The following is a 26,289-nucleotide window of genomic DNA, read 5'->3' as shown; positions in this document are numbered from 1 at the left end:
GAAACATGAAACGGATGATTCAGGCTGCGGTCGCGGCTTTGGCAATGAGCGGCGCGGCCTATGCCGACACGATCAAGATCGGCGTCGTCGGGCCATTCTCCGGTCCGTTCGCGCTTCAGGGCAAGAATTTCAAGGCCGGCATCGACGCCTATATGGCGCTGAACGGCAGCAAGGTCGGCGACGACGATATCGAGATCATCTATCGCGACGTGCCGCAGGCCGATCCCGCCCAGTCCAAGGCGCTGGCGCAGGAACTGGTGGTGAAGGAAGGCGTGCAATATCTTGCCGGCTTCTACTTCACGCCGGATGCCATGGCGGTAACGCCGCTCCTGACCCAGGCGAACGTGCCGCTTGTCATCATGAATGCGGCGACCTCCGCGATCGTCACCAAGAGCCCACTCGTCGTGCGCACCTCGTTCACCACCTGGCAGACCTCCACGCCGATCGCCAAGGTCGCCAAGGACGCCGGTGTTTCCAAGGTGATCTCCGTCGTCAGCGATTACGGCCCGGGCGTCGATGCCGAGAACGCATTCAAGGCAGGATTTGAGGCGGCGGGCGGCCAGGTGGTCGAGGCGATCCGCATGCCGCTCGCGACCAATGATTTCTCACCGATCATGCAGCGCATCAAGGATTCCGGTGCCGAGGGCGTTTTCGCCTTCCTGCCGTCCGGCCCGACGACGCTCGGCTTCGTCAAGGCCTTCAAGGAGAACGGCCTGAAGGACGGCGGCATCAAGTTCTTTGCCCCAGGCGATCTGACGCAAGAATCCGACCTGCCGGCCCTCGGCGAGGCAGCACTCGGCATCCAGACGACCTTCCACTACGCGGTCTCGCATGACTCCCCGGAGAACAAGGCCTTCGTCGAAGCGGCCGGCAAGGCGATCGGCAACCCGGCCGAGCTCTCCTTTCCGGCGGTAGGTGCCTATGACGGCATGCACGTGATCTACAAGATGATCGAGGCGACCGGTGGCGAGCAGGACGCGGCCAAGGCGGTCGAGGCGGTCAAGGGCCTCTCCTGGACGAGCCCGCGCGGCCCGGTCACAATCGATCCGGAATCGCGCCACATCACCCAGAACATCTATCTGCGCGAAGTCGCCAAGGCCGATGACGGCACCTATTACAACAAGGAAATCCAGACCTTCGAGAAGCAAGGCGACCCCGGTCTCGCTGCGCTGAAGTAAACAGGTTGGGGCGGGCGCCCAGCGCCCGCCGACACCGATGATGCGCCGATCGGCTGCGCCGGTGAGCGGAGCCGCGTGCACCGCGACGCCACAGGCGCTGGCGCAGGAATGGCGCTGCGCGCATATGATGCGTCCCGAATCCGGCACGGCAAAACCTGGAAGAAAGGGCAACGGATAGCCCCATGCAAACCGTCCTCAGCATTGCGATCGATGCCCTTGCCTATGGCATGGTGCTCTTCGTCATCTCCATCGGCCTTTCGGTTACCATGGGCCTCATGCGCGTGGTCAACCTGGCGCATGGCGCCTTCGCCATGATCGGCGGCTACATCGCCTCCTATGCGGCGCGCGATCTCGGTCTTGCCTATGGCTTCGCCATCCTCCTTGCGATCTTTGGCACCATCGCTATCGCAGTTCCGATCGAAAGGCTGCTCTACCGGCGGATTTACGGCGCGCCGGAATTGACCCAGGTGCTGATGACCATCGGCATCACCTTCTGCATCATCGGTACCGCCAACTACGTTTTCGGGCCGACGCTGAAGACCGTGCCGCTGCCAAGCGAATTGCAGGGATCGGTCGACCTTGGCTTCCGGGCGATCGCCACGCACCGCATTTTCGCGATCCTTTGCGGCCTCGCGGTCGCCGCCGGTCTCTGGTACGCGATCGAAAAGACTGCCTTTGGCGTGAAGCTGCGCGCCTCGGTCGACAATGCGGCGATGGCCGCTGCCCTCGGGGTGCGCACGGAGATCGTCTATGCCGTGAGCTTTGCGGTTGCCGTTGGGCTCGCCGCTTTCGGTGGCGTCGTCGGCGCCGAGTTGCTTCCGGTCGAACCCTATTATGCGCTACGCTACATGGTGACCTTCCTCGTCGTCGTCTCTGTCGGCGGTGCCGGCTCGATCCCCGGCGCTCTGATCGCCTGCCTGCTGCTCGGCGCGATTGATACGACCGGCCGCTACCTCATGCCGGAATTCGGCGAGTTCTTCTTCTACCTGGCGGTGATCGCGATCATCTGCGTCTTTCCGCGCGGGCTTGCCGGGAGGGCCAAGGGATGAGCATGACGACGACGAACGACATGATTGCGGCATCGCCCGAGCGCCGGCGCTTCAGCGGTGGAGACCTCATTGGCCTGGGCATCATCCTGCTGGTCGCGGTGATCGGCTATTTCCTCTTTCCCAACAATCTGGCGCTTCTGACCCGGATCATTGGGGTAGCTCTTCTGGTGCTGTCGCTCGATCTCGTCACCGGCTATTGCGGTGTTGCGACGCTCGGTCACGCCGCCCTGTTCGGCGCCGGCGCCTATGCCGCCGGCATCGCCTCGGCGCATTACGGCATCAACGATCCGCTCGCCATGCTGGCGTTCGGTATTGTGGCTGGCGCGGTGGCCGGGCTCGTCTGCGGTGTCGTCATCCTGCGCGCCCACGGTCTGCCACAACTGGTGCTGTCGATCGCGCTCATCCATCTCTTTCATGAGTTCGCCAACAAGGCATCGTCCTGGACCGGTGGCAGCGACGGCCTTTCCGGGATCGCCCCGACGGCGCTCCTCGGTCTCTACGAGTTCGACCTATGGGGACGCACGGCTTACGTGTTCGGCGTTGCGTTGCTCGCGATCGTCTTCGTTTTGTTGCGGCTGATCGTGCGCTCGCCTTTCGGTATGCTGTGCCGGGGCATCAAGGAAGATCCGATCCGCATCCGCTCCATGGGGGCCTCGCCGAAGATCGCGCTGATGAAGATGTATGTCATATCCGGCGCCGTTGCCGGCGTCGGCGGCGCGCTGAACGCGATCACGACCCAGGTCGTCGGTCTCGACAGCCTTTCCTTCACGATGTCGGCCGAAAGCCTTGTCATGCTGGTACTCGGCGGTACGGGCTCTCTTTTCGGCGCGCTGACGGGGACGGTCGTCTTCATGTTCTTCGAGGACGTCGTGTCGGCGGCAAACCCCTTTCATTGGCTGACGATGGTCGGGGCGCTGTTGATCGCCGTCGTGCTGTTCGCGCCGAGGGGCATCTACGGTACTGTCGCCAGTTTCGTTATCCGCCGCCGGGAGGCGAAGTGATGCAGCCGATCTTTGAAGTCCGCAACTTGAAGCGCGCCTTTGGCGGGCTTGCGGTCACCAACGATGTCAGCCTCAGCATGGCGCCGGGAGACCGGGTGGCGCTGATCGGCCCGAACGGCGCCGGCAAGACCACCTTCGTCAACCTGGTCACCGGCAACCTCCGGCCTGACTCCGGCGAGGTGCGTATCGGTGGCGAAGCCGTGACCGGCGTCGATGCGATCGGCCGCGTGCGGCGGGGGCTCGTTCGCTCGTTCCAGGTGACCCGCCTCTTTGCCGACATGACGCCCGCCGAGCATGTTGCACTGGCCGTGCTGCAACGAAGCGGTCGCGCTGGCCGCCTCTTCGGCAATTTTCTGGGCATGTCCGATGTCATGACCGAGGTCCAGGAGCTTCTCGCCAAGCTCGGCCTCAAGGAGTTGATGCACCGCAAGGTGAGCGAGATCGCCTATGGCCAGCAGCGCCTGTTGGAGATTGCCGTCGCACTGGCGCTGAAACCGAGGGTGTTGCTGCTTGATGAGCCCGCCGCCGGCGTGCCGCAGAGTGATACCGGCCGCATCGAGCAGGCGCTGGCCGATCTGCCCGATGATCTCGCCGTGCTGATGATCGAGCACGACATGGACCTCGTCTTCCGCTTCGCCAGGCGTGTCGTCGTGCTGGCCGCAGGAGCGATCATCTTCGACGGGTCGCCGTCGGAGGTGACGAAGGATCCGCGTGTACGGGAAGCCTACCTGGGGAGCTATGCCAATGCCAGCCACGCCGCTTGAGGTCGAAAACCTGTCTGCGGGTTATGGCCCGACGCGCGTGCTCGAAGGTGTGTCTTTCGCCGTTCCGGCAGGCGCCCGCCTCGCCGTTCTTGGCCGCAACGGCATGGGCAAGACGACACTGCTTGCCACTCTTGCCGGCCAGACGCGGCGGTATGACGGGCGCATCCGCATGGGTGGCACGGACGTGACGGCGCTGCCGAGTGCCGCGCGGGCCATGCAGGGGCTTGGTTTCGTGCCGCAGGCGCGTTGCGTCTTTCCGACACTGACCGTCGAGGAGAACCTTTTCGTCGGGCTCAAGAACCGTCCCAAGAGCGCAATCCAGGAAGCCTACGACATGTTCCCGCGTCTCCATGAACGGCGACGCAACCTCGGCAGTCAGCTATCCGGCGGCGAGCAGCAGATGCTGTCGACGGCGCGCTCGATCCTCGGGCGACCTTCGATCCTGCTTCTCGACGAACCGCTGGAGGGCCTGGCGCCGGTTATCTGCGAGGAACTGATGAAGGCCTTCGCCGAACTGGCAAAGACCGGCGACATGACCATCCTGCTGGTCGAACAACGCATCCAGAGTGCAGTCGACTTTGCCGATCACGTGATCGTGCTCGAGCGCGGCCGCATCGCCTGGACAGGAACACCTGACGCGCTCACCAAGGACCATGGCGCGGTCGAGCGGCTGCTGGGAGTCGGCGGCTTGCATTGAGCCTGGGGGTCAACCCGGTTCGTGCCGGGGCGGATCGAGACGGCTGCGCTCACGCTCGTAGTAGCGCGCAAGTGGCGGCAGGGCTTTTTGCAATTGGTCGAAGACCACGTCATGCGCCTGAAGCACACCGTCATATTTGGCCTGCACGAAAGACCGGTGGCGCTCGAGCGCTTCCTTCTTGGCGCCGACGGCGACGGTGAAGACAGGCGATACGGTGCTACGTCCCTTGACGGTGATGCGGTCGAGCTCCGCGATCGGGAAGGCCTTTTCCACGAGACGCGCGGTCTCCTCGCCGAGGAGCAGAGAGATGCCGTAGTCCTTGGACGCTCCTTCGAGACGTGAGGCGAGATTGACCGCGTCGCCGAGGGCGGAATAGTCGAAGCGCTGATGCGAGCCCATGTTGCCGACGACGCATTCGCCGGTGTTGATGCCGATGCCGATCCGGAGAGTCTGTGCGGGTCCGCGCTCCCGCTTCGCCTCGGCCTCCAGTTCCTCGTTGACCCGTGCGAGCGCCGCAAGCATGTCGAGCGCTGCACGCACCGCATGAACCGCATGGTCGGGGTCGTCGAGCGGCGCATTCCAGAAGGCCATGAGACAGTCGCCGATATATTTATCGATGGTACCGCCCTGCTTCAGCACCGCATCCGACAGCGGCGTCAGCAATCGGTTGACAAGCGTCGTCAATCGTTCCGGATCGTCCTTCATTTCTTCGGCAATGGTGGTGAAACCGCGGATGTCGCAGAAGAGAATCGAAAGTGTGCGTCGCTCGCCGCCGAGCTTCAGATGCGACGGGTCCTTCGCCAGTCGTTCGACAAGGGCAGGGGATAGGTACTGCTGAAACGCCCGGGTGATTTCTCGGCGCCGTCGACGTTCGTCGGCATAGTCCAGCCCAGCCTGGCCGGCGGCCACCGCAAGGAAGGCGAGCCCCGGGCCGAGCGGCGAGAGGAAGACATGGCCGAGGCGCATCGCTACGTAGCTTGCGAGAACAATGAGACTCAGCGCGACAATGGCGTAACCCAGCGTGCGCCACCCCGTTGTTCTGAGCACGGCGAAAGCGGCCAGGATTGCCGCAAATGCGATCGCAGCGATTACAACGGGTCGTGGACCCCGCTGGATGAAGAGGTCGTGCGCAAGGTTGTCGTAAATCGTCGCCTGCATCTCGACGCCGGAAACGAGTTTGTTCGAATGGACGGTATCGGATGTGGCGAAAGCATCCGCGCCACCATCGGCAATCGAAGGTGCGTTCTGCAAGCTGAGGCCGACGAGCACGACGCGATCGCGAAAGGTGCCCTCGGGCAGGAAATTGTCGGGATCGAGCGCCTGGTAATAGGAAACGGTCGGATAGGTTCGCGCCGGTCCGAAGACCTGGATGAGCGCATCCGTCGGGGGAGGTTGCGTCCGCGTGCCGGCGATCCCGGCGAGAGCGGCGGCAAAACCATCCGGATAATCGGGGATCGATCGTAGCGTGCCGTCGCCACCAAGATTGACCGAGGCAATGCCGGTTCTGGCACCCTTGGCTGTGAAGCGGGCGAGCGGCTCTGTGCGCACGAACTGATCGGCCTGCGGTGCTTCCACCAGCGTCTGGTCGCCGGCGAGGACGACGTCGGTACCAAGCGCATTTTCCAGCTCGTCATCATGCGCCGGATCGGCAGACGGCTCAGCAAAAATGACGTCCATTCCGATCGCGCGGGCACCAGCCTTGCGCAGCGCTTCGATGAGACGGGCGTGGAGGGCACGTGGCCATGGCCACTGCCGGCCGATCTCGGCCATCGATGGCTCGTCGATGGCAACGACGATGGGGCTGTTGTCGGGCAGCGGCGGCGTGCCGACGGTCGACAAATAGTCGAAGCTGCGCAATTCATTGAGCAGCCAGGCATTGGTCAGGGTCGCAAGCGAAAGCGCGATGCTGACGAAGGCGGCAAGCCCCAGAAGCTTCAGCCGCCGCAGTGCGAAGCCACGAGCATCCAACTGTCCGTATCGGCCGCCTGATGCCTGCACGGCGACGTGCTCCTTGATCAGAACCGCACCTTGACCGTGCCCTTGAACGTCGGCCCCCAGCCGGGAATGCCGCTTCTGAGCTCAAAGTCTTCGTCAAGCAGATTGAATGCCGCGAGGTCGACTTCGATTTGCTTGTCGAACGGTTCCCATTGCAGCGATGCGTCGAGCGTCCAGAAGTCGTCGAGCGTCGTGCCGCCTGCCGGCCGCGAGCCGATGTAGTTTGCAGCGATTGTCGCCTTGACGTTGGCGGTGTTGACCCAGGTCAGCGCCACCTGGCCGGTGTTTTCCGGAACGAACAGAAGTTCGTCCAATTGGTTGGCGGTGTGCTCCTTGACGTCGGCCTCCGTATGGGCCGCCGTCAAGGAAAGGCCGAAGCCGTGGCCGATCGCAAAGTTTGCCGTCGCAGCCACCCGATCGAGCTCCACCTTGGCGTAGTCCAGGTCGATTGTGGAGAGCGGGACATTGAGTGAGAGCTCGCGTACTTCCTGGTGCTGGTAATCGAGCGCCGTGAACAGCCAGTTGTTCCATTCCGCGTCCCAGCGGAATGCCAGTGTGTCGGCGTAGCCTTCCGCGCCGAAGCGAAGCTGGTTTGGCTGCAGGGCGACGACGCCGATCGGGGCAAGGGTAGCGACATCGAAATTCAAGCCATCGCGCATGGCGGCGGCTCTCAACCAATGGCCTCCTGCTGGAGCCCAGGCGATGCCGAGTTTTGGCTCCAGGCGGATATCGCCGTCGTTGACATCCTCGATGTAGCGGGCAAACAGCGCGCCTTCCGCCTTTAAGTCCGGCGTGATTTCATAGATCGTGTCGAGATAGGCTTTGCCGACCGTCTGCGTCGCGGATGTCGAGGCGGATGCGATCAGGGGATTGTTGATGTTGCCGCTACTCATCCCGAGCGGATCGAAGATATCGAGCGTGCTCGACGATCTGACCACACCGCCTTCGATCCCGTACCGCCAGGTGAAGTCACCATCACCATAGAGGTGATTGATGGCAGCGACATAGGTCCGTTGTTCGTCCTCGCTTCGACTGGTGGCAAGGTCGGGAAAAGTCACGTCCGAGAACCGAACTCGTTCGTTTTCGACGATGTTTCGGTCTGAGAAGAAGAAAGCGGCGTTGGCTATGTTGCGGTAGCCGAACGTATGGCTCCAGGCCACGCCCGATAGCAGCCGTGACGAGCTGTCGTCATTGATCCCGTCGAGATCAAAAGGTGCCGCGCGCGGATCCGGAATGTCAAAAATGCTTCGGACATCGTCAAAATCGGCATAGTTGGCGTAGGCCACAACCCTGTCGTCCGGCGTGGGAGAGGCCGTCAGGTAGCCGTTGCCGCCGAGCAGGCGTGTCTCGCGCTCGATCGCCAGGCCCTGACCAAGGTCCACCGTATCGCGTGGCTCCTCCCAATGGAGGTTGCCAAAGACGCTGATCGGGAAGGGAGAGAAGGTGAGCCCGCGCACCTCCGCTTCGCCGATCCAGCCCGTGTGATCGTCGTCGGCGATGATGCCGCCGCCGAGCGCTGCCTCGAAGAACGGTCGCTGGACGATGTTCGCCGTGCGCTCGCGGCTCGCCAGCATATGAGGTTCGATCAGCAAGCCTTGAAAGAAGGCGGAGAAGCTTTGCGGGTTGGCGGTGTTGACGACCGGGCTGCCGTCGAAATCGTAGTCATTGAACAGCGGATTGACGCTGCCGCGCACCGCCTGGTCGACATAGCTCGATCCCGTGAATGGATCGAAGACAACATCACCGTAATATTGGCCCCAGGCATTCAGTCCCTGAAGGCGGAAGGCATCGTTGAGCGTCGAGCCGGCGTCCTGATTGGCGCCAAGCGGCGCACTTTCGCCGCCGCGCGCCCGGGTTCGCCGCATCAGTTCCTGCGCATAGCGGATTGCCGCATCGGAATCGTACTCGTCGATCGCAATGGCGGTTCGCATCTGCATGATGACCGGATCGTTCTGATCGAGGCGATCGGCATTGTCGAGCGCTTGCGCGGCGGGGATGCGGTCGCCTTTTTCGTAGTAGGCGCCTGCCAGCAGCAATTGGGCATTGGAATAGGCGGGATTGGCGGTCGAGCCGGCGAGCAGGTCGTTCAGGGCCTTGTCCAGTTCGCCGGTCTGCATGTGGTAGCGCCCGCGGGCGACCAGGGTGATGTCGAAGGACGGGTCGGCGGCGAGCGCGGCGTCGATCTCAGCCTTCGCCTCCTCCATCCGGTTTTCATCGAGGTAGAGGATCGAGAGATTGGCGTGGTAGAGCGGGTCTGCCGGATCAAGTTCGATTGCCTTCTTGAACGCTCTTTCGGCGCCGCGATTGTCGCCCCGATCGCTCTTGGCCAGGCCTATCCAGTTCCAGATGGATGGGTCGCCCGGCGTGATTTCGACCGCGCGCTCAAGATCCGCCAGCGCACCGCGTCGATCATTTTCAATGAGCAAACGATACTTGGCGCGAGACTCAAGCGCGGTTGGATCGTCGGGATCGTTCGCAAGAGCCCTTTCGATGCCGTCGCGGATTTCGTCGCGATCGTCGAGCAACATTGCAAATTGCGCGCGCGCCGCCGGAAGGAACGGGTCATCCGGATATTGCCGTTCCGCTTTCTTGATCGTTTCAATCGCCGCGCGAATGTCGGTGCGGAACCCCGCGGTCCAGGCGGCGGCAAAAGCCCCATAGGCCCCCGCTGCCTGAGACGGCGGCTCCTCGATACGATCCGGATCTGCCAGGGCACGGGCAAAATAGCCGCCGTAAGCGGCGACTGAGCGGCGCTTGGCATCGAGCCCAGGGGCCGCCTTTTCAAAGAGCCGCGCCGCATCGCTATATCGGTTCTCGGAACCGGCAATGAGCGCTTCGATGAGGTCTGCGCGTGCGTTTTGCGATCGATTGAGGCCGAGCCGCCGGGCCTGTTCCAGTGCCGCTGACGCCTTCGTCCGTCCGTCGAACCGCAGGTAGATTTCGGCGATCGTCAGCCAGTCTTCGGCCGAGCGAGAGGATTCTGGCTGCGCTTCGATCCGCTCGCGCTCGCGGCGCATGTCACGTACCTTGAGCGGCGTCGGCGGCATCAAGGCGAACGCGTCACGGAGCGACAGATGGAACAGCATCTGCTCGCGGTCCTTCGGCGTGACGATCACGATTTTGGTCGGCGCTTTGCCTATCGCGGCCACGGCACCTTCGCCCTGCTTTACCGTCACGCTACCATAGGCGTTCTTAAGTTCCACGACACCTTCGAGAACGGTCAGTGAGGTCGTGTCGCCAGCGACGGTCAACGTCCAGTCGGTGCCGCGAATGGCCGCCGTTGCCGCAGGCGTGTCGATTTCGAGACCCTGGCCGCCGCGTTCCGCGCGCGCCCAGATCGTGCCCGACTGCAGTTCGAGGCTCGTGTCGCCGCCCGCTCCCATGCGCTTGACGCGCAGCGCCGTATTGCGGCCGAGCCGGATTTGCGTGTGGTCGGAGAAGAGAACTGCGAGCGCCCCGGTTGCATTGGTGCGCAGCACGTCGCCAGACAGCAGGTCCTGGGCGAGGTCGACGAAGCGCCAGTTCGAGACGTCGACGAAACGAACTTCCTCGCCGGATTTGCGGGCGATTACCGATCCAGCGACGGGCGGCGTTCGCTTGACCGGTTCCGCGAATACTATGCTTGGACAGAGTATCGCTGCTGTCGCAAGCAGTACCCGAAGTCTTTGCCGCCCCATCTTATTTCCCGTCTCCACCCCACTGTGGATTCAGTGAATTTCGAGTGAGTCAAAGTCAATAGCGTTCGAATATTCGAAGTTGTTTTCCAAGCTATGTGTCTTATTCCGGAAACAGGTTGTGTTATGCCGCGCGTAACGTTCGGGAGAGGTGCAAGCCAGCAGGGTGCGCATTTTCGCGGCATATGTAGCAAATGCTACAAGGTTCCATGCTCTGTGATACACGATCCGGAAGGAAGGCACCGCCCTCGCGAGGCAGAATGCTGTACTCGAAACCGCAATCACCATTTCTATCCTGGTTTGGCTCACTGGTAATTTCGAAAAGGGCTGGGCGGCGATCCAAACGTTTCCGGACGCTTAACCTCGATTGCCCGTGTGGAGTATATCTTTTGGTGATATATATACATGGTAGTTGGCACCGATACGGGCTTCAGTCTTGCAAGTCGAGGGATGACAGGCGATGAATAAATTGGACGCGCTGACCAAACAGAGAGCGACAGGCCGGCTTCTGTCTGCGATAGAAAGCGCCAGTCGTATCGTCAAAGACGCGCAACGGCTCGGTGTCGACGTATCTATCGTAGGGTCTCTTGCAAAGAATTCCTTCAAGGCGCACTCGGATATAGATCTTCTTGTTCATGGAAGCGCCGCTCCGCACCGCCGCGCCATGGTTGAACGTCTGGTAGCCGAGCACTTGCGCGGGACTGGCCTTCCCTATGATCTTATTTTTGAGGCCGACCTCACTGAAGAGCGGCTAAAGGAGATGTTGCACGACCTTGTTTAGGCATCCAGCCTTTGCACGGCCGTCCAAAGATGGAGAGGGCAAGAGCGGAGCTATCAGACCTTAAGAAGTACTCTAACAGCCATTATGACGAATTTCTTGCGGGTGACTGGGGGGGCGCCTCTGCAATATCCCTCGGAGTTCACAACATCTACAATGGCATCGAGGACATCCTGTTGAGCCTGGCGAGGGATGTCGACGATGCGGTGCCTGGGGGTGCAACAATGCATCAAGACCTCCTCGACCAGATGGTTACCGAAATCGCTGGGATACGGCCCGCCGTCCTGGATAGTGAACCCTATGAGTCGCTAAGCGAGTTGAAGAGCTTTCGGCATCTTGTTCGCCATCGGTATGGTTTCGATCTAAAGCCGGAAAGGGTGCGCGAAAACCTTGATAGGGTGACTGTGGCTCTTCCAGCTTTCATCGAAGCTGTGAGTTCTCTTGAACAAGCGCTCCTTGAAGAAGCCCCCGATGACAACGGCGGTGGCGACGGCTCAGGCGGCGGTACGTCCGGTGGATCGTAGTCGTGGAAAAGCCTAGACCGGAACAAGTGCTTCGCGCTTTGACGCCGGAGAATTGTCGGCTTCTTGCACTTATTCATCGCCACAAACCGGAGAGCGTTGCCAGCCTATCGCGTCTGGCTGATCGTCCGCAACCAAATGTGTCCAGAAGCTTGGGTATGCTAGAAGAAGTGGGCATAATCTGTCTGGTCGGCTCCAGACCCAAGCGCCCAGAATTGGCGGTGACGGAGCTACGGATCAGTCTTGACGAACTCCATGTCTGACCGCGCGGCCGACGCGGTATCTCAGTGGCACTTGCTACCTAATTTCCGCATTTTCCTCGGCGACTGCCCACTTAGCACTGCGAACTCGCCAAAAATGGAACCTTCGCGTGGCTAAACGCGACGGCCAACGCCTAATCGAAGTTTTGATGGAAGGCGCGTACTGGACGGGCCCCGCGCAGAGAGGGCTCGCTTGCGCCGGGCCTGCTGCGATGCTTACACCGCGTCGCGCACGCGCTCCCAGGCGTTCATGAGGTGGCGGCCGAGGACCTCGGAGAGCTTTGCCTTGTCGCGAGCTTCGAGTGCGACGATCATTTCCTCGTGCTCGGCAACGGCCGCTGCCCATTTCTCCGGTCCCTCGTGGCCGATGAAGCGGATGCGCTTCAGCCGCGTCTGCAGAATGCCATGCATGTCCGCCAAAGCGGCGTTTGCGGCAAGCTGGACGATGGCCGAATGGATCTGTTGGTTGAGCTTGTAATATAGCAGCCGGTCGCCGGCCTTGTAGCGCCGGACCATCTCGTCATGGAGCGCGCGCACTTCGGCAATACCGGCATCGCTTGCAGCCTCGCAGGCGAGCTTGCCGGCAAGCTCCTCCAGCGTCTGCAGAACCGTCAGCATGTCGTGCACGTCCTTGGCGCTGAAGCGCTTGACGACGGCACCGCGGCTCGGAACGAGCTCTACCAGGCCCTCGCTCGCAAGATATTTTATGGCTTCGCGCAGCGGCGTGCGAGACACCCCGAGCTGCTCGCCGAGTTGGCCTTCGTGCAGGCGGGTACCGGGCGATAGGTCGCCCTCGATGATCATGTCGCGCAGATGGCTGACCAGCGTGTCGTGCAGTGCCGTGCGTCGGATCGGGCCTGGGCCGCCATCCGGCCGTCTCTCAAGAGATGTGATTTCGTTCATGGTCTTGCTTCTGCGTCTGGCGGCTGGGCGCCGGCCGTCTGTTCCCGTTCGCGCCGATTGAATCGGTGCTGTCTCATTAAAGCATGGAGACCGGTTCTTCTATCGTCAACAGAAAATGCTGCATACAGAATACAAAAGACTTGATGCAGAATTTTGAATAACGTATGACGGCAGCCGAAAGAATGAAGCGGAGGACATCTCACATGACGACCAACGGTGCTGCCGGTAACGGCGCGCGTCCTGTCATTGCGCTCGCCATGGGCGATCCGGCGGGCATCAGCCCGGAACTGACCGCAAAGCTGCTGACGCTTGCGGACATCCGCGAAGCCGCGCACATCATCACCATCGGCGATCGCCGGATCCTCGATGAGGGTGCCAAGGCTGCCGGCGTGACGCTCGACCTCGATCAGTCGTCGCTCGCAGATCTCGACAAGGCCGGAACGTCGCGTCACGTATTCGTCGATCTCGCTCACCTCGATCCTTCCGACGTCGTTCGCGGCGAGGCGACGCTTGCCGGCGGCACCTTTGCGACCCGCAACTTCCGCACGGCGCTCGAGCTGGCGCATGCGGGAAAGGCCGATGCCGTCTGCTTCACGCCCTTCAACAAGAAGGCCATGCGCTTCGCCTATCCGGGCTATGACGATGAAATCCGCTTCGTTGCCGATGTTCTCGGCTTCACCGGCAAGGTTCGCGAGTTCAACGTCCTCGAAAAGGTCTGGAACGCCCGCGTCACCTCGCACATCCCGCTCAAGGACGTGGCCGACAATCTCTCGATCGATGGTATCATCGCCGAGCTCGAGCTGACCCAGGCCTGCCTCAAGGAGGCGGGTTACGACGAAGCGAGGATTGCCGTCGCGGGTCTCAACCCGCATGCCGGCGATGGCGGCAGCTTCGGCATGGAAGAGATCGACATCATCGAGCCCGCGGTCGAGAAGGCGAAGTCGCTCGGTTTCAACGTCGAGGGTCCGTTCCCGGCGGATACCGTTTTCGGTCGGGCGCTGAAGGAAGGCTACAACGCCGTCCTCACCATGTATCACGACCAGGGCCAGATCGCGATGAAGCTGATGGGCTTCGACAAGGGCGTGACCATGATGGGCGGTCTGCCCTTCGCGCTCTGCACGCCGGCTCACGGCACAGCCTATGACATCGCCGGCAAGGGGATTGCCGACGTCGGCGCCAGCCGCGAAGCGCTGCTGCTTGCCGTGCGCATGGCGAAGAAAAAGGCCGCTCTCAAGGCAGCTGCCTGATTTCGCGCGCTTTCACGCAATAACGGCGCAGGAGGAGGTCTTGCGCCGCAACTCAAATAACGGGAGGACCAGACATGAAGAAATCCGTTTCCATCGCATGCATCATGGCAGCCGCTTTCGGCGTTGCCGCTCCGGCCGCCGCTTTCGAGCCCGATCGCCCGGTTGAATTCGTCGTTACCGCCGGTCCGGGCGGCGGTACCGACATCTTTGCCCGCACGATCCAGGCGATCATCGGCAAGTACGAGATGATGAAGGCGCCGGTCGTCGTCACCAACAAGGGCAGCGCTGGCGGCGCCGAAGGCTTCGTCTATACCGCCACCAACAAGGGCGACGCCTACAAGCTGGCATTCGGCACCAACAACGCCTACCTGCTGCCGGTTCGCGCCAAGGTTCCCTACAAGACGGAAGACCTGACGCCGGTAGCGGCGCTTGCTTCTGACGAGTTCGTTCTCTGGGTCAACGGCAAGTCCTCCTACAACACCGCAGCAGACTTCGCCGCCAAGGCGAAGGAAGGCGGCCTGAAAATCGGCGGCAGCCAGTCGAAGGACGTCGACCAGATCCTGACCTCGATGATCAACGAGGCGACTGGTGCTACGATCAACTACATCCCGTTCAAGAGCGGCGGTGAAGCGGCCGTCCAGCTTGCCGGCGAGCACCTCGACGCCAACGTCAACAATCCGAGCGAAAATCTCGGCCAGTGGCAAGCCGGCATGGTCAAGCCGCTCTGCGTCTTCAAGAGCGTCAAGCTTACGAACGACGCCAAAGTCGCCGGAGACAAGGCCTGGAGCGATATCCCGACCTGCAAGGAATCGGGCATCTCCATCGACAACTACTCCATGCCGCGCACCGTCTGGCTGCCGGCCGGCGTTGACCAGGATGTGGTCAAGTTCTATGCGGACCTGATGCGCAAGGTTTCCGAAACGCCGGAATGGGCGAAGTACCTCGCCGACACCTCGCAGTCGCCGTCCTATATTGCCGGCGACGACTTCAAGGCCGCCATCGAGATGGATGGCGCGGCTGTCGGCGAAGTGCTGAAGCGCGAGGGTTGGCTCGCCAACTAACAGGCGCGATATCGGGACGGGTGCTTCTACAGCGCCGTGCGTTACGCCTGACGCGCCATGGACGCTGTAGCACTTAAAATTGCAGCATAATTCCTTAGATCGATCCCGATTCAGGAATCATGCGGAGGCGCCCGTCATCCGCTTTGAAAGGTCACGATCATGAGCGAGAACGGTGCGAATGGGGTCTCCCGCTTTGCGGTTGAGCTTGGCGTTGCTGCGCTGACCGGCGCCTTTGGCGCGGCGGTCTGCTACGGATCCCTCGATGTCGGTGCGGGATGGACCGAATTCGGGCCGGAAGCCGGTTATTTTCCCTTCTATGTCGGCCTGCTGATCCTTCTCGGAAGCGTCGCCAACATCATCCACGCTTTCTTCAAGCATCGCGGCACTGGCGAGATCTTCATCGAGGGTCAGCGCGCCAAGGTGGTCGCGTCGTTCCTGCTGCCGCTGATTGCCTTTGCCGGCGTTTCCGCCTGGCTCGGCCTCTATCTCGGCACGGCGCTCTACATCGCCGGCACGATGCTCTTCCAGGGGCGTTACAAATGGTGGATCGCGTTGCCTTCAGGCGTTGCCGTTTCACTGTTCTTCTTCGTCGTATTCGAGATCGGCTTCAAGGTTCCGCTGCTCAAGGGACCGGTCGAGGCCTGGTTCGGGATCTACTGATCACGACGCCTAAGGCATGTCGCGCAAAAGTGCACAGCGGTTTTGCGATAACGACATGCAGAAAATCAAAGACTTAAAGCGCAAAGAGCAAATCTGAAAGATCGCGCTTTAAGCCCCGGGAGGAATGACATGGAAAATATCGGGCTTCTGATCGATGGCTTCGGCCACATCCTCAGCTGGAACCACATCCTGCTGATGATGGTCGGCGTCACGCTCGGCATTCTGGTCGGCGTGCTGCCGGGCCTCGGCGCGCCGAACGGCGTGTCGCTCTTGCTGCCGCTGACCTTCTCGATGGACCCGATCTCCGCCATCATCCTGCTCTCCTGCATGTATTGGGGCGCACTCTTCGGCGGATCGACCACATCGATCCTCTTCAACATTCCTGGTGAGCCCTCGTCGGTGGCGACGACCTTCGATGGCTATCCGATGGCGAAAGCCGGTCAGGCGAGCCGGGCTCTGACGCTTGCCTTCGTATCCGCCGGTATCGGCGCACTCGCCGGCGTCGTCATGATCACGTTGCTCTCCGGCTGGGTCGCAAACTTCGCGTTGCGCTTCTCGTCGCCCGAATATTTCGCCGTCTACTTCCTCGCCTTCGCAAGCTTCATCTCCATGGGCGCGCAATCGCCCTTCAAGACGCTCGTCTCGATGATGCTCGGCTTTGCGCTTGCTTCCGTCGGCATGGACACGATTTCCGGCGATCTCAGGCTCACCTTCGATATCCCGACCCTGATCAAGGGCGTCAGCTTCCTGATCGCCGTCATGGGCCTCTTCGGCATCGGCGAGCTCTTGCTGACGACCGAGGAGGGACTGCGCTTCGAGGGTATCAAGGCGCGCGTCAAGCTCGTCGAGATCGTCCGCACGCTGGTCGAGATCCCGCGCTACTGGTTCACGATCCTGCGTTCGACGATCATCGGCATCTGGATGGGCATCACGCCCGCCGGCCCGACGGCCGCCTCCTTCATGAGCTACGGCGTTGCCCGCCGTTCGGCCCGCGACAAGTCTAAGTTCGGCAAGGGCGATCCGCGTGGCGTCGTGGCCCCGGAAACTGCCGATCATTCCGCCGGTACCTCGGCGCTCCTGCCGATGCTGGCGCTCGGCGTACCGGGTTCGGCGACGGCTGCGGTGATGATGGGCGGCCTGATGATCTGGGGCCTGACCCCGGGTCCGATGCTCTTTACCGAGCGGCCGGATTTCGTCTGGGGCCTGATTGCCTCGATGTATCTCGGTAACGTCGTTGCGGTGTTCCTGGTGATTGCCACCGTGCCGTTCTACGCCTCGATCCTGCGTGTGCCCTTCGCGATCATCGGACCGATCATCGTCGCGGTGATCTTCTCCGGCGCCTATCAGGTGGCAAACTCGGTTTCCGACATCTTCCTCGTCATCGGCTTCGGCGTGCTCGGCTACGTATTCAAGAAGCTCGACTATCCCTTGGCGCCGCTGGTTCTCGCCATGGTGCTCGGCGACAAGGCGGAAGACGCCTTCCGCCAGTCGATGCTGCTCTCCGGTGGCAGCCTGAACATCTTCTGGTCGAACCCGCTGGTCTCCTCTCTGATGGCGCTCGGCCTTGCGCTTTTGCTGTCGCCGCTCGTCTTCGGACTGATCGGCCTGGCTCGTAAGCGCAAGGCCGATGCCGAGCCATCGCATGGTGACGGCAGCGCGGCGGCTTGACAGAGCCGCCGTATCCCAGAAAGTCCAGCTAACCGTGAGGAGAGCCATGCCGGACGCGCGCAAATGGACCCGTAAAACCTGGCCGATCGCGGCCGCGATGATCCAGTATCCGAACGTGCTCGCCAACGGCAGTTCGGTGCAGGAGCAATCGGTCGAGCAATGGGCCGAAACCTTGGCCGACGTGGTCGACGCCGGCTTCACCGAACTCGACCCGACCGATAGCTGGATCCGCCTAGCCGATCTCTCGCCAGAACGGCTCGATAGCTTCGTCAAACTCACCCGCGACCTCGGCCTTACCATGCCGGCGATCTCGACCTCGCGGCGCAGCGTGATCGACCCCGAGCATGGCGACGAATATCTCGCCTACGGCCACCGCGTCATCGAAACCGCGGCGGCAATCGGTGCGGACTCCGTATCCTTTGGCTTTTTCGGCCCGTTGACCGAGGCGCAGAGGAAGGCGCTCTGGTTCTGGACGGTCGATGGTGTGAAGAACCCCGACGATCCGGCCGTCTGGCAGAAGGCCGTTCAGCGCATCCGCGAGCTCGGCCGACATGCCGAGGAACTCGGCATCGAGCTGGCGCTCGAGATGTACGAGGATACCTATATCGGCTCGGCCGACAGTGCCGTGCACTTCATCACCGATGTCGGGATGGCCAATGTCGGCATCAATGCCGACCTCGGCAATCTTGTGCGCCTGCATCGTCCGGTCGAGCACTGGCAGCAGATGATGGCCAAGGTCGCTCCATTCACAAAATACTGGCACGTCAAGAACTACTACCGCACCGAGGACGAGACATCGGGGCTGGTCGTCACCCATCCGGCGCCGCTGGAGTTCGGTGTGATCAACTACCGCGCTGCCATCCGCATGGCGCTCGCCCACGGCTTCAACAGCCCGTTCCTCTGCGAGCACTACGGCGGCGACGGCCTCTCCGTCAGTGCGGCCAATCGGGACTATCTGAGGCGCATTCTGCCTCGCGACTAAGGGAAGAGACGCGATGACCACCATCTTTGACGCACCGGAAGAGTTCGCCACGACCGCGCTTGCCGGCTTCAGTTCGATCTATGCGCGCAACGTCCGTCTCGTGAAGGGTGGCGTCGTTCGCTCGACCAAGGTCCCGAAGGGCAAGGTCGCCGTCGTCGTCGGCGGCGGCTCCGGGCACTATCCCGCTTTTGCGGGCTATGTCGGTCCGGGCATGGCGGATGCGGCCGTTGCGGGCGACGTATTCGCTTCTCCCTCGACCGCGGCCGTGGCCCGTGTCTGCCGCCGGGCCGATCAGGGCGGTGGTATCCTGCTCGGCTTCGGCAACTATGCTGGCGATGTGCTGAACTTCGGCGTTGCAGCCGAACGCCTGCGCGCCGAAGGCATCGACGTGCGCATCGTGCCGGTGACGGACGACGTCGCCAGCGCATCCGCCGAAACACCTGCCAAGCGCCGCGGGATCGCCGGTGACCTCGTCGTCTTCAAGATCGCCGGCGCGGCCGCCGAGGCGGGCCTCGCTCTCGACGAGGTCGAGCGCATCACCCGCCTTGCCAATGACCGCACCGTTTCCTTCGGGGTCGCCTTTGGCGGCTGCACGCTTCCGGGCGCCAAGGCGCCGCTCTTCACCGTGCCGAAGGGTGAAATGGCGCTTGGCCTTGGCATTCACGGCGAGCCGGGCATCAGCGAAGAAAAGATGGTTTCGGCGAGCGAATTCGCCAAGCTTCTCGTCGGCAAGCTTTTGGCCGAGCGGCCGGCCGATGCCCGCAAGGTCGCACCGCTCCTGAACGGTCTCGGTGCGACGAAGTACGAAGAACTCTTCCTCCTCTGGGCGGCGATCGAGAAGGAACTGAAGGCGGCCGGCCTCGAAATCGTCGATCCCGAATGCGGCGAGTTCGTCACCAGCCTGGACATGCAGGGCTGCTCGCTGACGCTCATGTGGCTGAACGACGAGCTTGAGACCTACTGGCGCGCTCCTTGCGATGCGCCGGTGCTGCGCAAGGGCACGATCATCGCCGCCGAGGCCGCGACCGACGAGCTCAAGGACGAAGACGGCGCGATTGCGTTTGCACCCGCCTCGGATGCATCCCGGGAAAGCGGAAAATGCATTGCCCGGCTGATTGGTGAAATCGCCGAAGCGTTGAAGCAGGCTGAAGACGAACTCGGCCGCATCGACGCCTTCGCCGGCGATGGCGACCATGGCCAGGGCATGCGCCGTGGTTCGGCGGCGGCCGACGAGGCGGCAAAGACGGCAGTCGCGGCCGGCGCCGGAGCGGCAAGCGTCCTGGCGGTGGCCGGTGATGCATGGGCGGATCGCGCCGGCGGCACCTCGGGCGCGATCTGGGGTCTGTTGTTGCGTTCGTGGAGCAATGCCTTCGACGACGAGACGGCGCCTTCGGACTCAGCCATCGTCGATGGTGCCTGCCGTGCGCTCGATGGCGTCACCCGTCTCGGCCGTGCGCGCGTTGGCGACAAGACGCTCGTCGATGCGCTGGTGCCGTTTGTCGAGACCCTGGAGCGTGAATTTGCCAGTGGCAAGCGTCTGACCGAGGCGTGGAAGGCTGCTGCCAGGGCCGCGACCGAAGCGGCCGAGGCAACCTCCGGCCTGACGCCGAAGCTTGGTCGCGCACGCCCACTTGCCGAAAAGAGCATCGGCCATCCGGATGCGGGCGCCGTGTCGCTGGCGCTGACGGCGCGTGTTGCCGACGGGTTCCTGGCGCAAGCCGCAAGGGCCTGACGCTTTAAATGCCGGGATCGGGCGGCGGCAATGCCGTCCGATCGCAATCTCAGGCGCGTGGTGGCCGCCTTTTTGGGTCGAATCTTCATCCCCGGACACGCTCCGCCCTCCGCTCTGGCGGATGCGAACCAGGCCGGGTGCGCCGTGAGGCGTGGCTTTTTCAACACAATCTCTGGTCATTGTTGGGGAAACCCAATCAATTTTCTCGGCCGACGACAGCCTGCCACGGAATTGCCCGAAGCCAGGCTATGGCTTTGATTTCCTGCAGCGTGCGCTATGTGCTCGAGTTCGTGTGCCGCCGGTCATTGCCAATCATTTCTGACGTTCCGAGAAGGAGACAAGAATGAAAAAGAGTTTTGCCGTGAAGGTATCTGCAGCGTCTCTGGTTCTCGCTGGCGCGATGGCCGCTAACGCAGCCGATCTCGCGACTGTTCAACCCGAGCCTGAGCCCGATGCCAGCAACGGCGTCAAGATCGGCTATCTCGACTGCAATATCGCCGGCGGCGTCGGCTATGTGCTCGGTTCTGCCAAGGAAGTGGATTGCGTCTTCCGCTCGGCGATGGGTGCCGAAGCATCCGACCATTACTCGGGTGCCATCCGCAAGATGGGCGTCGATGTCGGCTTCACGACGCAGAGCCGCCTGATCTGGGCGGTGTTTGCACCGACCGCCGGCTACCACCGCGGTTCGCTCGGTGGTCTTTATCAGGGGGCAACCGCCGAGGCGACGGTCGGCGCCGGCATCGGTGCCAACATCCTCGTTGGCGGCACCTCCGGCTCGATCCATCTGCAGACGGTGAGCGTGACCGGCCAGATCGGCCTCAACCTTGCGGCCACCGGCACCTCGATGACGCTGACGGCGGTCAACTAAGGTCGGTATCGTCGGGCGATTGCACCCCCGCAACAGGTGCGACATGACCGGACAAATGAAAGGGCATCGCACTTGAATCGAGTTGCGGTGCCTTTTCATTTGAACTCCGCCGATTCCCGTTTAAGGAAGGCCGACCGGCGTTCTCGCCGTAAAAGCGAATGTCGAGGGTTCGGATTGAACAAAAGCCTTTGCCTGGGCGTCGTTGCCATTTGTCTCGCGACCGCGCCGCGGACCGCCACTGCCGAATGGCAGGCGGTCGAGAAGGAAGCGCTCTACACCGTCAACGGGCAGACGGGTGCCGAACTCTACGCCTCCATCGGCGAACGCGGTCCGAAGGCCGGCCTCGGCCGGGCGATCGCCCATACCAATTTTAAGCTGACCTGGACCCGGAAATATGAGGAACAGGCCGGCGCCTGCGTGCTGACCACCGCCAAGCCGAAGCTGATCATCACCTATACGCTACCGACGCCGGCAAAGCCGCTACCTGCGGGCACGCGCGAGAACTGGGACATCTTCATCGACGGCGTGCGCAAGCACGAACGCGTGCACGGCGATTTCATCAAGGAGATGGTGCATGCGATAGAAGGCGCGACCTTAGGCCTCACCGTCCCCGACGATCCCAAGTGCCGGAAGATCAGGGGCGAAATGACCACGCGTCTTGGTGCGCTTTCGCAAGCCCAACGCCAGCGCAGCCGCGACTTCGATCAGGTCGAACTGACGGACGGCGGCAATATCCACCAGCTCATCCTGAGGTTGGTGAACGGGCCGTAGATCGCTGGTCCCTCTGGCCGAAAGGGCACCGAACCTGCGCTCGGCGCCCTATGATCGCTCAGTCATTCACGCGTAACGCACGAGGAACTCCTCGGCCGTCAGTTCGCGGAAATCGTCGAGAGCGCGGCGGAGGCGCTGGTGGTCCCAGTCCCACCAGGCAAGCGCGTCCATCCGTTCGCCGATGCCCTCGTTGAAGCGGGCCCGGATGAGCTTCGCCGGCACGCCACCGACGATGGTGTAGGGCGCGACGTCCTTCGAGACGACGGCGCCGGCGCCGATGACCGCGCCGTTACCGACGGTGACGCCGGGCAGGATGGTGGCGCCATGGCCGATCCACACGTCATGGCCGATCGTTACTCGGTTGGATCTGCGCCAGGCGAAGAGGTCGTGGTCGAGCTCGGTATCGTCCCAATAGTTCGGTGCGCGATAGGTGAAGTGGTGCAGCGTCGCCCGCCAGGTCGGGTGATTGGTGGCATTGATGCGGGCGGCAGCAGCGATGTTGACGAACTTGCCGATCGTCGCGCACCAGATCGAGCCGTCCTGCATGATGTAGGAATAGTCACCGAACTCGACCTCATCGAGCCGCGAGCGTTCCTGAATCTCGGTATAACGGCCGAGCGTCGAATTGCTGACGCTCGCGGTCGGATGGATGAAAGGTTCGATCCCAAGCTTCTGGCTCATGCGGCAGCCTTTCTCGGCGAGAACATCGAGACGTCGAGGATGCGGTCGGCAACCGCGTCGCGCACTTCCTCGTCATGGAAGATGCCGATCAGCGCTGTGCCCTTGGCCTTCTTCTCGGCAATCAGCTCGACGACGACCGCCCGGTTCTTCGCGTCGAGCGAAGCTGTCGGCTCGTCGAGCAGCAGGATCCTGTGGTCGGTGATGAAGCCGCGGGCGATGTTGACGCGCTGCTGCTCGCCGCCGGAGAAGGTGGCCGGCGGCAGGCTCCAGAGTTCACGCGGCAGGTTGAGCTTGCTCAAGAGTTCGCCCGCCTGCGCGCGGGCCTCTTCGATCGCCGTGCCACGGGCCTGCAGCGGTTCGGCGACGATGTCCAGCGCCGAGACGCGCGGCACGACGCGCAGGAACTGGCTGACATAGCCGAGCGTCGTGCGCCGGACTTCGAGCACGGTGCGCGGCTCGGCGGTCGCGAGGTTCACGAGCTTGCCGTCGTGATCCATCAGGATCTGGCCTTCATCGACGCCGTAATTGCCATAGAGCATTTTCAGGATCGAGCTCTTGCCGACGCCGGACGGGCCGCCGAGAACGACGCACTCGCCCGCCTTGACCGAGAAGGAGACGTTGGCGACCACGGGCCGGCGGACGCCGTCACGTAAGTGCATGGTGAAGCTTTTCGCGACTTCGGAAACAACGAGAGGGGTTGCCATGGCCATTACTTTCCTTTGCGCATGATCTTGTCCGAAAACCGATTTTCACTTTTCGGGATCATGCGTCAGACCTGCAAGATGGAAGAAACGAGGAGCTGGGTATAGGGCTCGCGCGGATCGTCGAGCACACGGTCGGTGAGGCCCTGTTCGATGACGGCGCCGTCCTTCATCACCATCATGCGGTGGGAGAGAAGGCGGGCGACGGCGAGGTCGTGGGTGACGATGATCGCCGCCAAGCCAAGGTCGTGCACCAGGCCACGCACCAGATCGAGCAGGCGCGCCTGAACCGAGACGTCGAGGCCGCCGGTCGGCTCGTCCATGAAGACGAGGCGCGGAGAGGTGACGAGATTGCGGGCGATCTGCAGGCGCTGGCGCATGCCGCCGGAAAAGGCGCGTGGCTGGTCGTCGATACGGTCGACGCCGATTTCCACCCGCTCCAGCCAGTCGCTGGCGGTGGCGCGGATGTTGCCGTAGTGGCGCTCACCGACGGCCATCAGCCGCTCGCCGACATTGGCACCAGCCGAAACCGTCATGCGCAGACCTTCAGCCGGGTTCTGGTGCACGAAGCCCCAATCGGTCCGCATCAGGAAGCGGCGCTCGGCTTCTCCCATGCGGGCGAGGTCGCGGTACTGGCCATCGCGCATGTGGTATTCGACGATACCCGACGTCGGCATCAGTCGGGTCGACAGGCACGACAGAAGCGTCGTCTTGCCCGAGCCGGACTCGCCGACGATGGCAAGGACTTCACCCGGATAAAGCTCGAAGGAGACGTTGCGGCAGCCGATGCGGCTCCCGTAGAACTTCGAGACGTCGTTCACTTTCAGAAGCGGGAGGGTACTCATTCTGCGGCCTCCTGGCGGGCGAGCATGTGACCAGCATGGCCGCAGGCGCGGCGGTCTTCGCAATGGTCGGTGTCGGAGCAGACGAACATGCGTCCGCCCTTGTCGTCGAGGATTACCTCGTCGAGATAGACGTCCTCAGCGCCGCAGAGCGCGCAGGGCTTATCGAAGCTCTGAATCTCGAAGGGATGGTCGTCGAAGTCGAGGCTGACCACGTCGGTATAGGGCGGTACGGCGTAGATGCGCTTCTCGCGGCCGGCGCCGAAGAGCTGCAGCGCTTCCGACATGTGCATCTTCGGATTGTCGAACTTCGGCGTCGGCGACGGGTCCATCACATAGCGGCCCTCGACTTTGACCGGATAGGCATAGGTCGTGGCGATATGGCCGTTGCGAGCGATGTCCTCATAGAGCTTCACATGCATCAGCCCATATTCTTCGAGTGCATGCATCTTGCGCGTCTCGGTCTCGCGCGGCTCGAGGAAGCGCAGAGGCTCCGGGATCGGCACCTGGTAAACGAGGGTCTGGCCTTCGGTTAGCTTCTCCTCCGGAATGCGGTGACGCGTCTGGATGATCGTCGCCTCTTTCGTGCGGGTGGTCACCGCGACATTGGCGACCTTCTGGAAGAAGGCGCGGATCGAAACCGCATTGGTGGTGTCATCGGCACCCTGGTCAATGACCTTCAACACGTCCTCCGGACCGAGGATCGAGGCGGTGACCTGGACGCCGCCGGTACCCCAACCATAAGGCATCGGCATTTCGCGCGAGGCGAAGGGCACCTGATAACCGGGAATGGCGATCGCCTTGAGGATCGCGCGGCGGATCATGCGCTTCGTCTGTTCGTCCAGATAGGCGAAATTATAGGTGGCAAGGTCGTTCATCGCTGATTACCCTTGAGTGTGTCGACCGCGGATGGGGCCAGGATTTGAGCGAGATAGTTTTCTGGGTTGTTGTGATTGGCGTCGCGGCGGTAGCGACTTTGTTCTGGATTGCTCGCAGCGCCCAGCGTCAGCCGAATGGCAAAGGGCGCAAAAACGATGGATCCGGCGATGCCGGCGTCGTCTTTGGCGGCGACAGTGGCGGCGATTGCGGCGGTGGAGATGGTGGCGGCGACTGAGCGGCCACCGTACGTCACCGCGGTTTGCCCGATCATTCCGCGGCCTCCTGTCGTTCCTTCGGCGTCTCGCCGGAATTCATGGTCTCATAGTCACGGCGCATCCGGCGGACGAGGTCGAGTTCCGCCTGGAAGTCGACATAGTGCGGCAGCTTCAAGTGCTCCACGAAGCCAGTCGCCTGGACGTTGTCGGCGTGCGAGATGACGAATTCCTGGTCTTGCGCCGGAGCGACGATGTCCTCGCTGAACTCGTCGGTCCTCAGCGCCCGGTCGACCAGCGACATCGACATCGCCTTGCGTTCGCTCTGGCCGAAGACGAGGCCGTAGCCGCGGGTGAACTGCGGCGGCTGCTTTGCCGAACCCTTGAACTGGTTGACCATCTGGCATTCGGTTACGCGGATCGTCCCGAGCGAGACGGCAAAACCGAGTTCAGGCAGATCGAGTTCGACCTCCACTTCGCCGATGCGAACTTCGCCGACGAAGGGATGAGTGCGGCCGTAGCCGCGCTGTGTGGAGTAGGCGAGCGCCAGCAGGAAACCCTCGTCGCCGCGGGCGAGCGCCTGCAGACGCAGGTCCCGGGCCATCGGAAACTCCATCGGCTCTCGGGTGAGGTCGCCCATCACATGGCCTTCGGGCATCTGGCCGTCACCTTCGATCAAGCCTTCACCATCGAGAATATCGGAGACGCGCATCACAGGTTCGCCTGGCTCCTTGACTGCCGGCTCCTCGACGGTCTCGTCGGAGATCAGCGACGGGTCGAGCAGGCGGTGCGTGTAGTCGAAGGTCGGCCCGAGCAACTGGCCCCCGGGCAGATCCTTGTACGTCGCAGATACGCGGCGTTCGACCTTCATGTTGGCGGTATCGACCGGTTCGGAATAGCCGAAGCGCGGCAACGTCGTGCGATAGGCGCGCAGGATGAATATCGCCTCGATCATGTCGCCACGCGCCTGGCGCACGGCGAGCGCCGCAAGCGCGCGGTCATAGAGCGAGGCCTCCGCCATGACGCGGTCGACGGCAAGGCCGAGCTGCTCGACCACCTGGTCGATAGTGATCGAGGGAAGATTGCGATCGCCGCGGCGGCGGTCGGCGAGAAGGCGGTGCGCATTGGCAATGGCGGCTTCCCCGCCCTTGACGGCTACATACAT

The 26,289-nt window shown here is 62.6% G+C and carries 25 protein-coding genes; 16 read left to right on the top strand and 9 right to left on the bottom strand.

Translation table 11 applies throughout. The features are described 5' to 3' along the window. Positions 1-5: 5 nt before the first annotated feature. From QM996_RS26750 to QM996_RS26730, 5 genes are all read left to right on the top strand, one after another. Positions 6-1,178 (top strand): ABC transporter substrate-binding protein, encoded by a 1,173-nt coding sequence (locus QM996_RS26750; protein ID WP_334196919.1) that lies wholly within the window; start codon positions 6-8, stop codon positions 1,176-1,178. Between the two features lie 182 nt (positions 1,179-1,360). Then, positions 1,361-2,227, top strand: coding sequence for a branched-chain amino acid ABC transporter permease (locus QM996_RS26745; RefSeq protein WP_334196918.1), 867 nt, complete (start codon positions 1,361-1,363; stop codon positions 2,225-2,227). Next, positions 2,224-3,228, top strand: a complete 1,005-nt coding sequence (locus tag QM996_RS26740; protein WP_334196917.1) for a branched-chain amino acid ABC transporter permease — start codon at positions 2,224-2,226, stop codon at positions 3,226-3,228. The genes QM996_RS26745 and QM996_RS26740 overlap by 4 nt, the downstream gene beginning before the upstream one ends. After that, positions 3,228-3,992 carry an ABC transporter ATP-binding protein gene (locus tag QM996_RS26735; RefSeq protein ID WP_334196916.1) on the top strand — a complete coding sequence of 255 codons (765 nt, stop codon included), beginning with the start codon at positions 3,228-3,230 and terminating at the stop codon, positions 3,990-3,992. The genes QM996_RS26740 and QM996_RS26735 overlap by 1 nt, the downstream gene beginning before the upstream one ends. Beyond that, positions 3,973-4,689 carry an ABC transporter ATP-binding protein gene (locus QM996_RS26730; protein ID WP_334196915.1) on the top strand — a complete coding sequence of 239 codons (717 nt, stop codon included), beginning with the start codon at positions 3,973-3,975 and terminating at the stop codon, positions 4,687-4,689. The genes QM996_RS26735 and QM996_RS26730 overlap by 20 nt, the downstream gene beginning before the upstream one ends. Before the next feature lie 9 nt (positions 4,690-4,698). Here QM996_RS26730 and QM996_RS26725 read toward each other — a convergent pair whose 3' ends face one another. Together QM996_RS26725 and QM996_RS26720 are read right to left on the bottom strand one after the other, a co-directional pair. After that, on the bottom strand, positions 4,699-6,687 hold the full coding sequence (locus tag QM996_RS26725) for a CHASE2 domain-containing protein (protein ID WP_334196914.1): 1,989 nt from the start codon (positions 6,685-6,687) through the stop codon (positions 4,699-4,701). 17 nt (positions 6,688-6,704) lie between these two features. Then, entirely contained in the window at positions 6,705-10,361 is a 3,657-nt protein-coding gene (locus QM996_RS26720; RefSeq protein ID WP_334196913.1) for a FecR domain-containing protein, read from the bottom strand. A 457-nt stretch (positions 10,362-10,818) separates the two neighbouring features. Between QM996_RS26720 and QM996_RS26715 the strand changes: the two genes are divergently transcribed. The 3 genes from QM996_RS26715 to QM996_RS26705 are packed head-to-tail and all read left to right on the top strand — an operon-like array spanning position 10,819 to position 11,920. Beyond that, a complete protein-coding gene (locus tag QM996_RS26715; RefSeq protein WP_334196912.1) occupies positions 10,819-11,139 on the top strand; it encodes a nucleotidyltransferase domain-containing protein in 321 nt (106 codons plus the stop codon). 29 nt (positions 11,140-11,168) lie between these two features. Continuing rightward, positions 11,169-11,660, top strand: coding sequence for a ribonuclease toxin HepT-like protein (locus QM996_RS26710; RefSeq protein ID WP_334196911.1), 492 nt, complete (start codon positions 11,169-11,171; stop codon positions 11,658-11,660). A gap of 2 nt (positions 11,661-11,662) precedes the next feature. Next, positions 11,663-11,920, top strand: a complete 258-nt coding sequence (locus QM996_RS26705) for an HVO_A0114 family putative DNA-binding protein (protein ID WP_334196910.1) — start codon at positions 11,663-11,665, stop codon at positions 11,918-11,920. A 213-nt stretch (positions 11,921-12,133) separates the two neighbouring features. Here the strand turns inward: QM996_RS26705 and QM996_RS26700 are convergent, their stop codons facing one another. Beyond that, positions 12,134-12,820, bottom strand: a complete 687-nt coding sequence (locus QM996_RS26700) for a GntR family transcriptional regulator (RefSeq protein WP_334196909.1) — start codon at positions 12,818-12,820, stop codon at positions 12,134-12,136. Positions 12,821-13,023: 203 nt separating this feature from the next. Between QM996_RS26700 and QM996_RS26695 the strand changes: the two genes are divergently transcribed. The 8 genes from QM996_RS26695 (at position 13,024) to QM996_RS26660 (ending at position 21,809) form a co-directional block, all read left to right on the top strand. After that, a complete protein-coding gene (locus QM996_RS26695; RefSeq protein ID WP_334196908.1) occupies positions 13,024-14,067 on the top strand; it encodes a 4-hydroxythreonine-4-phosphate dehydrogenase PdxA in 1,044 nt (347 codons plus the stop codon). 74 nt (positions 14,068-14,141) lie between these two features. Continuing rightward, entirely contained in the window at positions 14,142-15,128 is a 987-nt protein-coding gene (locus tag QM996_RS26690) for a tripartite tricarboxylate transporter substrate binding protein (protein WP_334196907.1), read from the top strand. Positions 15,129-15,287: 159 nt separating this feature from the next. After that, on the top strand, positions 15,288-15,788 hold the full coding sequence (locus tag QM996_RS26685) for a tripartite tricarboxylate transporter TctB family protein (protein WP_334196906.1): 501 nt from the start codon (positions 15,288-15,290) through the stop codon (positions 15,786-15,788). Between the two features lie 129 nt (positions 15,789-15,917). Further along, entirely contained in the window at positions 15,918-17,456 is a 1,539-nt protein-coding gene (locus QM996_RS26680) for a tripartite tricarboxylate transporter permease (RefSeq protein WP_334196905.1), read from the top strand. Positions 17,457-17,502: 46 nt separating this feature from the next. Next, positions 17,503-18,438 (top strand): sugar phosphate isomerase/epimerase family protein, encoded by a 936-nt coding sequence (locus QM996_RS26675; RefSeq protein ID WP_334196904.1) that lies wholly within the window; start codon positions 17,503-17,505, stop codon positions 18,436-18,438. Between the two features lie 13 nt (positions 18,439-18,451). Further along, the gene (locus tag QM996_RS26670) at positions 18,452-20,170 is read left to right on the top strand and encodes a dihydroxyacetone kinase family protein (protein WP_334196903.1); all 1,719 of its coding nucleotides are present in this window, start codon (positions 18,452-18,454) and stop codon (positions 20,168-20,170) included. A gap of 343 nt (positions 20,171-20,513) precedes the next feature. Next, a complete protein-coding gene (locus QM996_RS26665; protein ID WP_334196902.1) occupies positions 20,514-21,038 on the top strand; it encodes a DUF992 domain-containing protein in 525 nt (174 codons plus the stop codon). Positions 21,039-21,212: 174 nt separating this feature from the next. After that, entirely contained in the window at positions 21,213-21,809 is a 597-nt protein-coding gene (locus tag QM996_RS26660) for a DUF922 domain-containing Zn-dependent protease (protein ID WP_334196901.1), read from the top strand. Positions 21,810-21,875: 66 nt separating this feature from the next. On the opposite strand, the gene QM996_RS26655 is transcribed toward QM996_RS26660, so the two are convergent. From QM996_RS26655 to QM996_RS26630, 6 genes are all read right to left on the bottom strand, one after another. Then, positions 21,876-22,490, bottom strand: a complete 615-nt coding sequence (locus tag QM996_RS26655) for a DapH/DapD/GlmU-related protein (RefSeq protein WP_334196900.1) — start codon at positions 22,488-22,490, stop codon at positions 21,876-21,878. Beyond that, a complete protein-coding gene (gene phnL / locus QM996_RS26650) occupies positions 22,487-23,194 on the bottom strand; it encodes a phosphonate C-P lyase system protein PhnL (RefSeq protein WP_334196899.1) in 708 nt (235 codons plus the stop codon). Before phnL ends, QM996_RS26655 begins: the two co-directional genes overlap by 4 nt. A 65-nt stretch (positions 23,195-23,259) precedes the next feature. Then, positions 23,260-24,036, bottom strand: coding sequence for a phosphonate C-P lyase system protein PhnK (gene phnK / locus QM996_RS26645; RefSeq protein ID WP_334196898.1), 777 nt, complete (start codon positions 24,034-24,036; stop codon positions 23,260-23,262). After that, positions 24,033-24,911 (bottom strand): alpha-D-ribose 1-methylphosphonate 5-phosphate C-P-lyase PhnJ, encoded by an 879-nt coding sequence (locus QM996_RS26640; RefSeq protein WP_334196897.1) that lies wholly within the window; start codon positions 24,909-24,911, stop codon positions 24,033-24,035. Before QM996_RS26640 ends, phnK begins: the two co-directional genes overlap by 4 nt. After that, positions 24,908-25,183 (bottom strand): hypothetical protein, encoded by a 276-nt coding sequence (locus tag QM996_RS26635; protein WP_334196896.1) that lies wholly within the window; start codon positions 25,181-25,183, stop codon positions 24,908-24,910. Before QM996_RS26635 ends, QM996_RS26640 begins: the two co-directional genes overlap by 4 nt. Continuing rightward, positions 25,180-26,289: a carbon-phosphorus lyase complex subunit gene (locus QM996_RS26630; RefSeq protein WP_334196895.1), complete on the bottom strand. Its 1,110-nt coding sequence runs from the start codon at positions 26,287-26,289 to the stop codon at positions 25,180-25,182. The genes QM996_RS26635 and QM996_RS26630 overlap by 4 nt, the downstream gene beginning before the upstream one ends.

This window comes from Sinorhizobium chiapasense, assembly GCF_045277575.1.
GTDB lineage: Bacteria > Pseudomonadota > Alphaproteobacteria > Rhizobiales > Rhizobiaceae > Ensifer > Ensifer chiapasense_A.
Note: the sequence above shows the minus strand (reverse complement) of the source record. Positions and strands in the feature narration are given on the sequence as shown.

Excerpts from the sequence above, each read along its gene's own strand:
- QM996_RS26750 (WP_334196919.1), top strand. The coding sequence starts at position 6 with ATGAAACGGATGATTCAGGCTGCGGTCGCGGCTTTGGCAATGAGCGGC.
- QM996_RS26745 (WP_334196918.1), top strand. The coding sequence starts at position 1,361 with ATGCAAACCGTCCTCAGCATTGCGATCGATGCCCTTGCCTATGGCATG.
- QM996_RS26740 (WP_334196917.1), top strand. The coding sequence starts at position 2,224 with ATGAGCATGACGACGACGAACGACATGATTGCGGCATCGCCCGAGCGC.
- QM996_RS26735 (WP_334196916.1), top strand. The coding sequence starts at position 3,228 with ATGCAGCCGATCTTTGAAGTCCGCAACTTGAAGCGCGCCTTTGGCGGG.
- QM996_RS26730 (WP_334196915.1), top strand. The coding sequence starts at position 3,973 with ATGCCAGCCACGCCGCTTGAGGTCGAAAACCTGTCTGCGGGTTATGGC.
- QM996_RS26720 (WP_334196913.1), bottom strand. The coding sequence starts at position 10,361 with ATGGGGCGGCAAAGACTTCGGGTACTGCTTGCGACAGCAGCGATACTC.
- QM996_RS26715 (WP_334196912.1), top strand. The coding sequence starts at position 10,819 with ATGAATAAATTGGACGCGCTGACCAAACAGAGAGCGACAGGCCGGCTT.
- QM996_RS26710 (WP_334196911.1), top strand. The coding sequence starts at position 11,169 with ATGGAGAGGGCAAGAGCGGAGCTATCAGACCTTAAGAAGTACTCTAAC.
- QM996_RS26700 (WP_334196909.1), bottom strand. The coding sequence starts at position 12,820 with ATGAACGAAATCACATCTCTTGAGAGACGGCCGGATGGCGGCCCAGGC.
- QM996_RS26695 (WP_334196908.1), top strand. The coding sequence starts at position 13,024 with ATGACGACCAACGGTGCTGCCGGTAACGGCGCGCGTCCTGTCATTGCG.
- QM996_RS26690 (WP_334196907.1), top strand. The coding sequence starts at position 14,142 with ATGAAGAAATCCGTTTCCATCGCATGCATCATGGCAGCCGCTTTCGGC.
- QM996_RS26685 (WP_334196906.1), top strand. The coding sequence starts at position 15,288 with ATGAGCGAGAACGGTGCGAATGGGGTCTCCCGCTTTGCGGTTGAGCTT.
- QM996_RS26680 (WP_334196905.1), top strand. The coding sequence starts at position 15,918 with ATGGAAAATATCGGGCTTCTGATCGATGGCTTCGGCCACATCCTCAGC.
- QM996_RS26675 (WP_334196904.1), top strand. The coding sequence starts at position 17,503 with ATGCCGGACGCGCGCAAATGGACCCGTAAAACCTGGCCGATCGCGGCC.
- QM996_RS26670 (WP_334196903.1), top strand. The coding sequence starts at position 18,452 with ATGACCACCATCTTTGACGCACCGGAAGAGTTCGCCACGACCGCGCTT.
- QM996_RS26665 (WP_334196902.1), top strand. The coding sequence starts at position 20,514 with ATGAAAAAGAGTTTTGCCGTGAAGGTATCTGCAGCGTCTCTGGTTCTC.
- QM996_RS26655 (WP_334196900.1), bottom strand. The coding sequence starts at position 22,490 with ATGAGCCAGAAGCTTGGGATCGAACCTTTCATCCATCCGACCGCGAGC.
- phnL (WP_334196899.1), bottom strand. The coding sequence starts at position 23,194 with ATGGCAACCCCTCTCGTTGTTTCCGAAGTCGCGAAAAGCTTCACCATG.
- phnK (WP_334196898.1), bottom strand. The coding sequence starts at position 24,036 with ATGAGTACCCTCCCGCTTCTGAAAGTGAACGACGTCTCGAAGTTCTAC.
- QM996_RS26640 (WP_334196897.1), bottom strand. The coding sequence starts at position 24,911 with ATGAACGACCTTGCCACCTATAATTTCGCCTATCTGGACGAACAGACG.
- QM996_RS26635 (WP_334196896.1), bottom strand. The coding sequence starts at position 25,183 with ATGATCGGGCAAACCGCGGTGACGTACGGTGGCCGCTCAGTCGCCGCC.
- QM996_RS26630 (WP_334196895.1), bottom strand. The coding sequence starts at position 26,289 with ATGTATGTAGCCGTCAAGGGCGGGGAAGCCGCCATTGCCAATGCGCAC.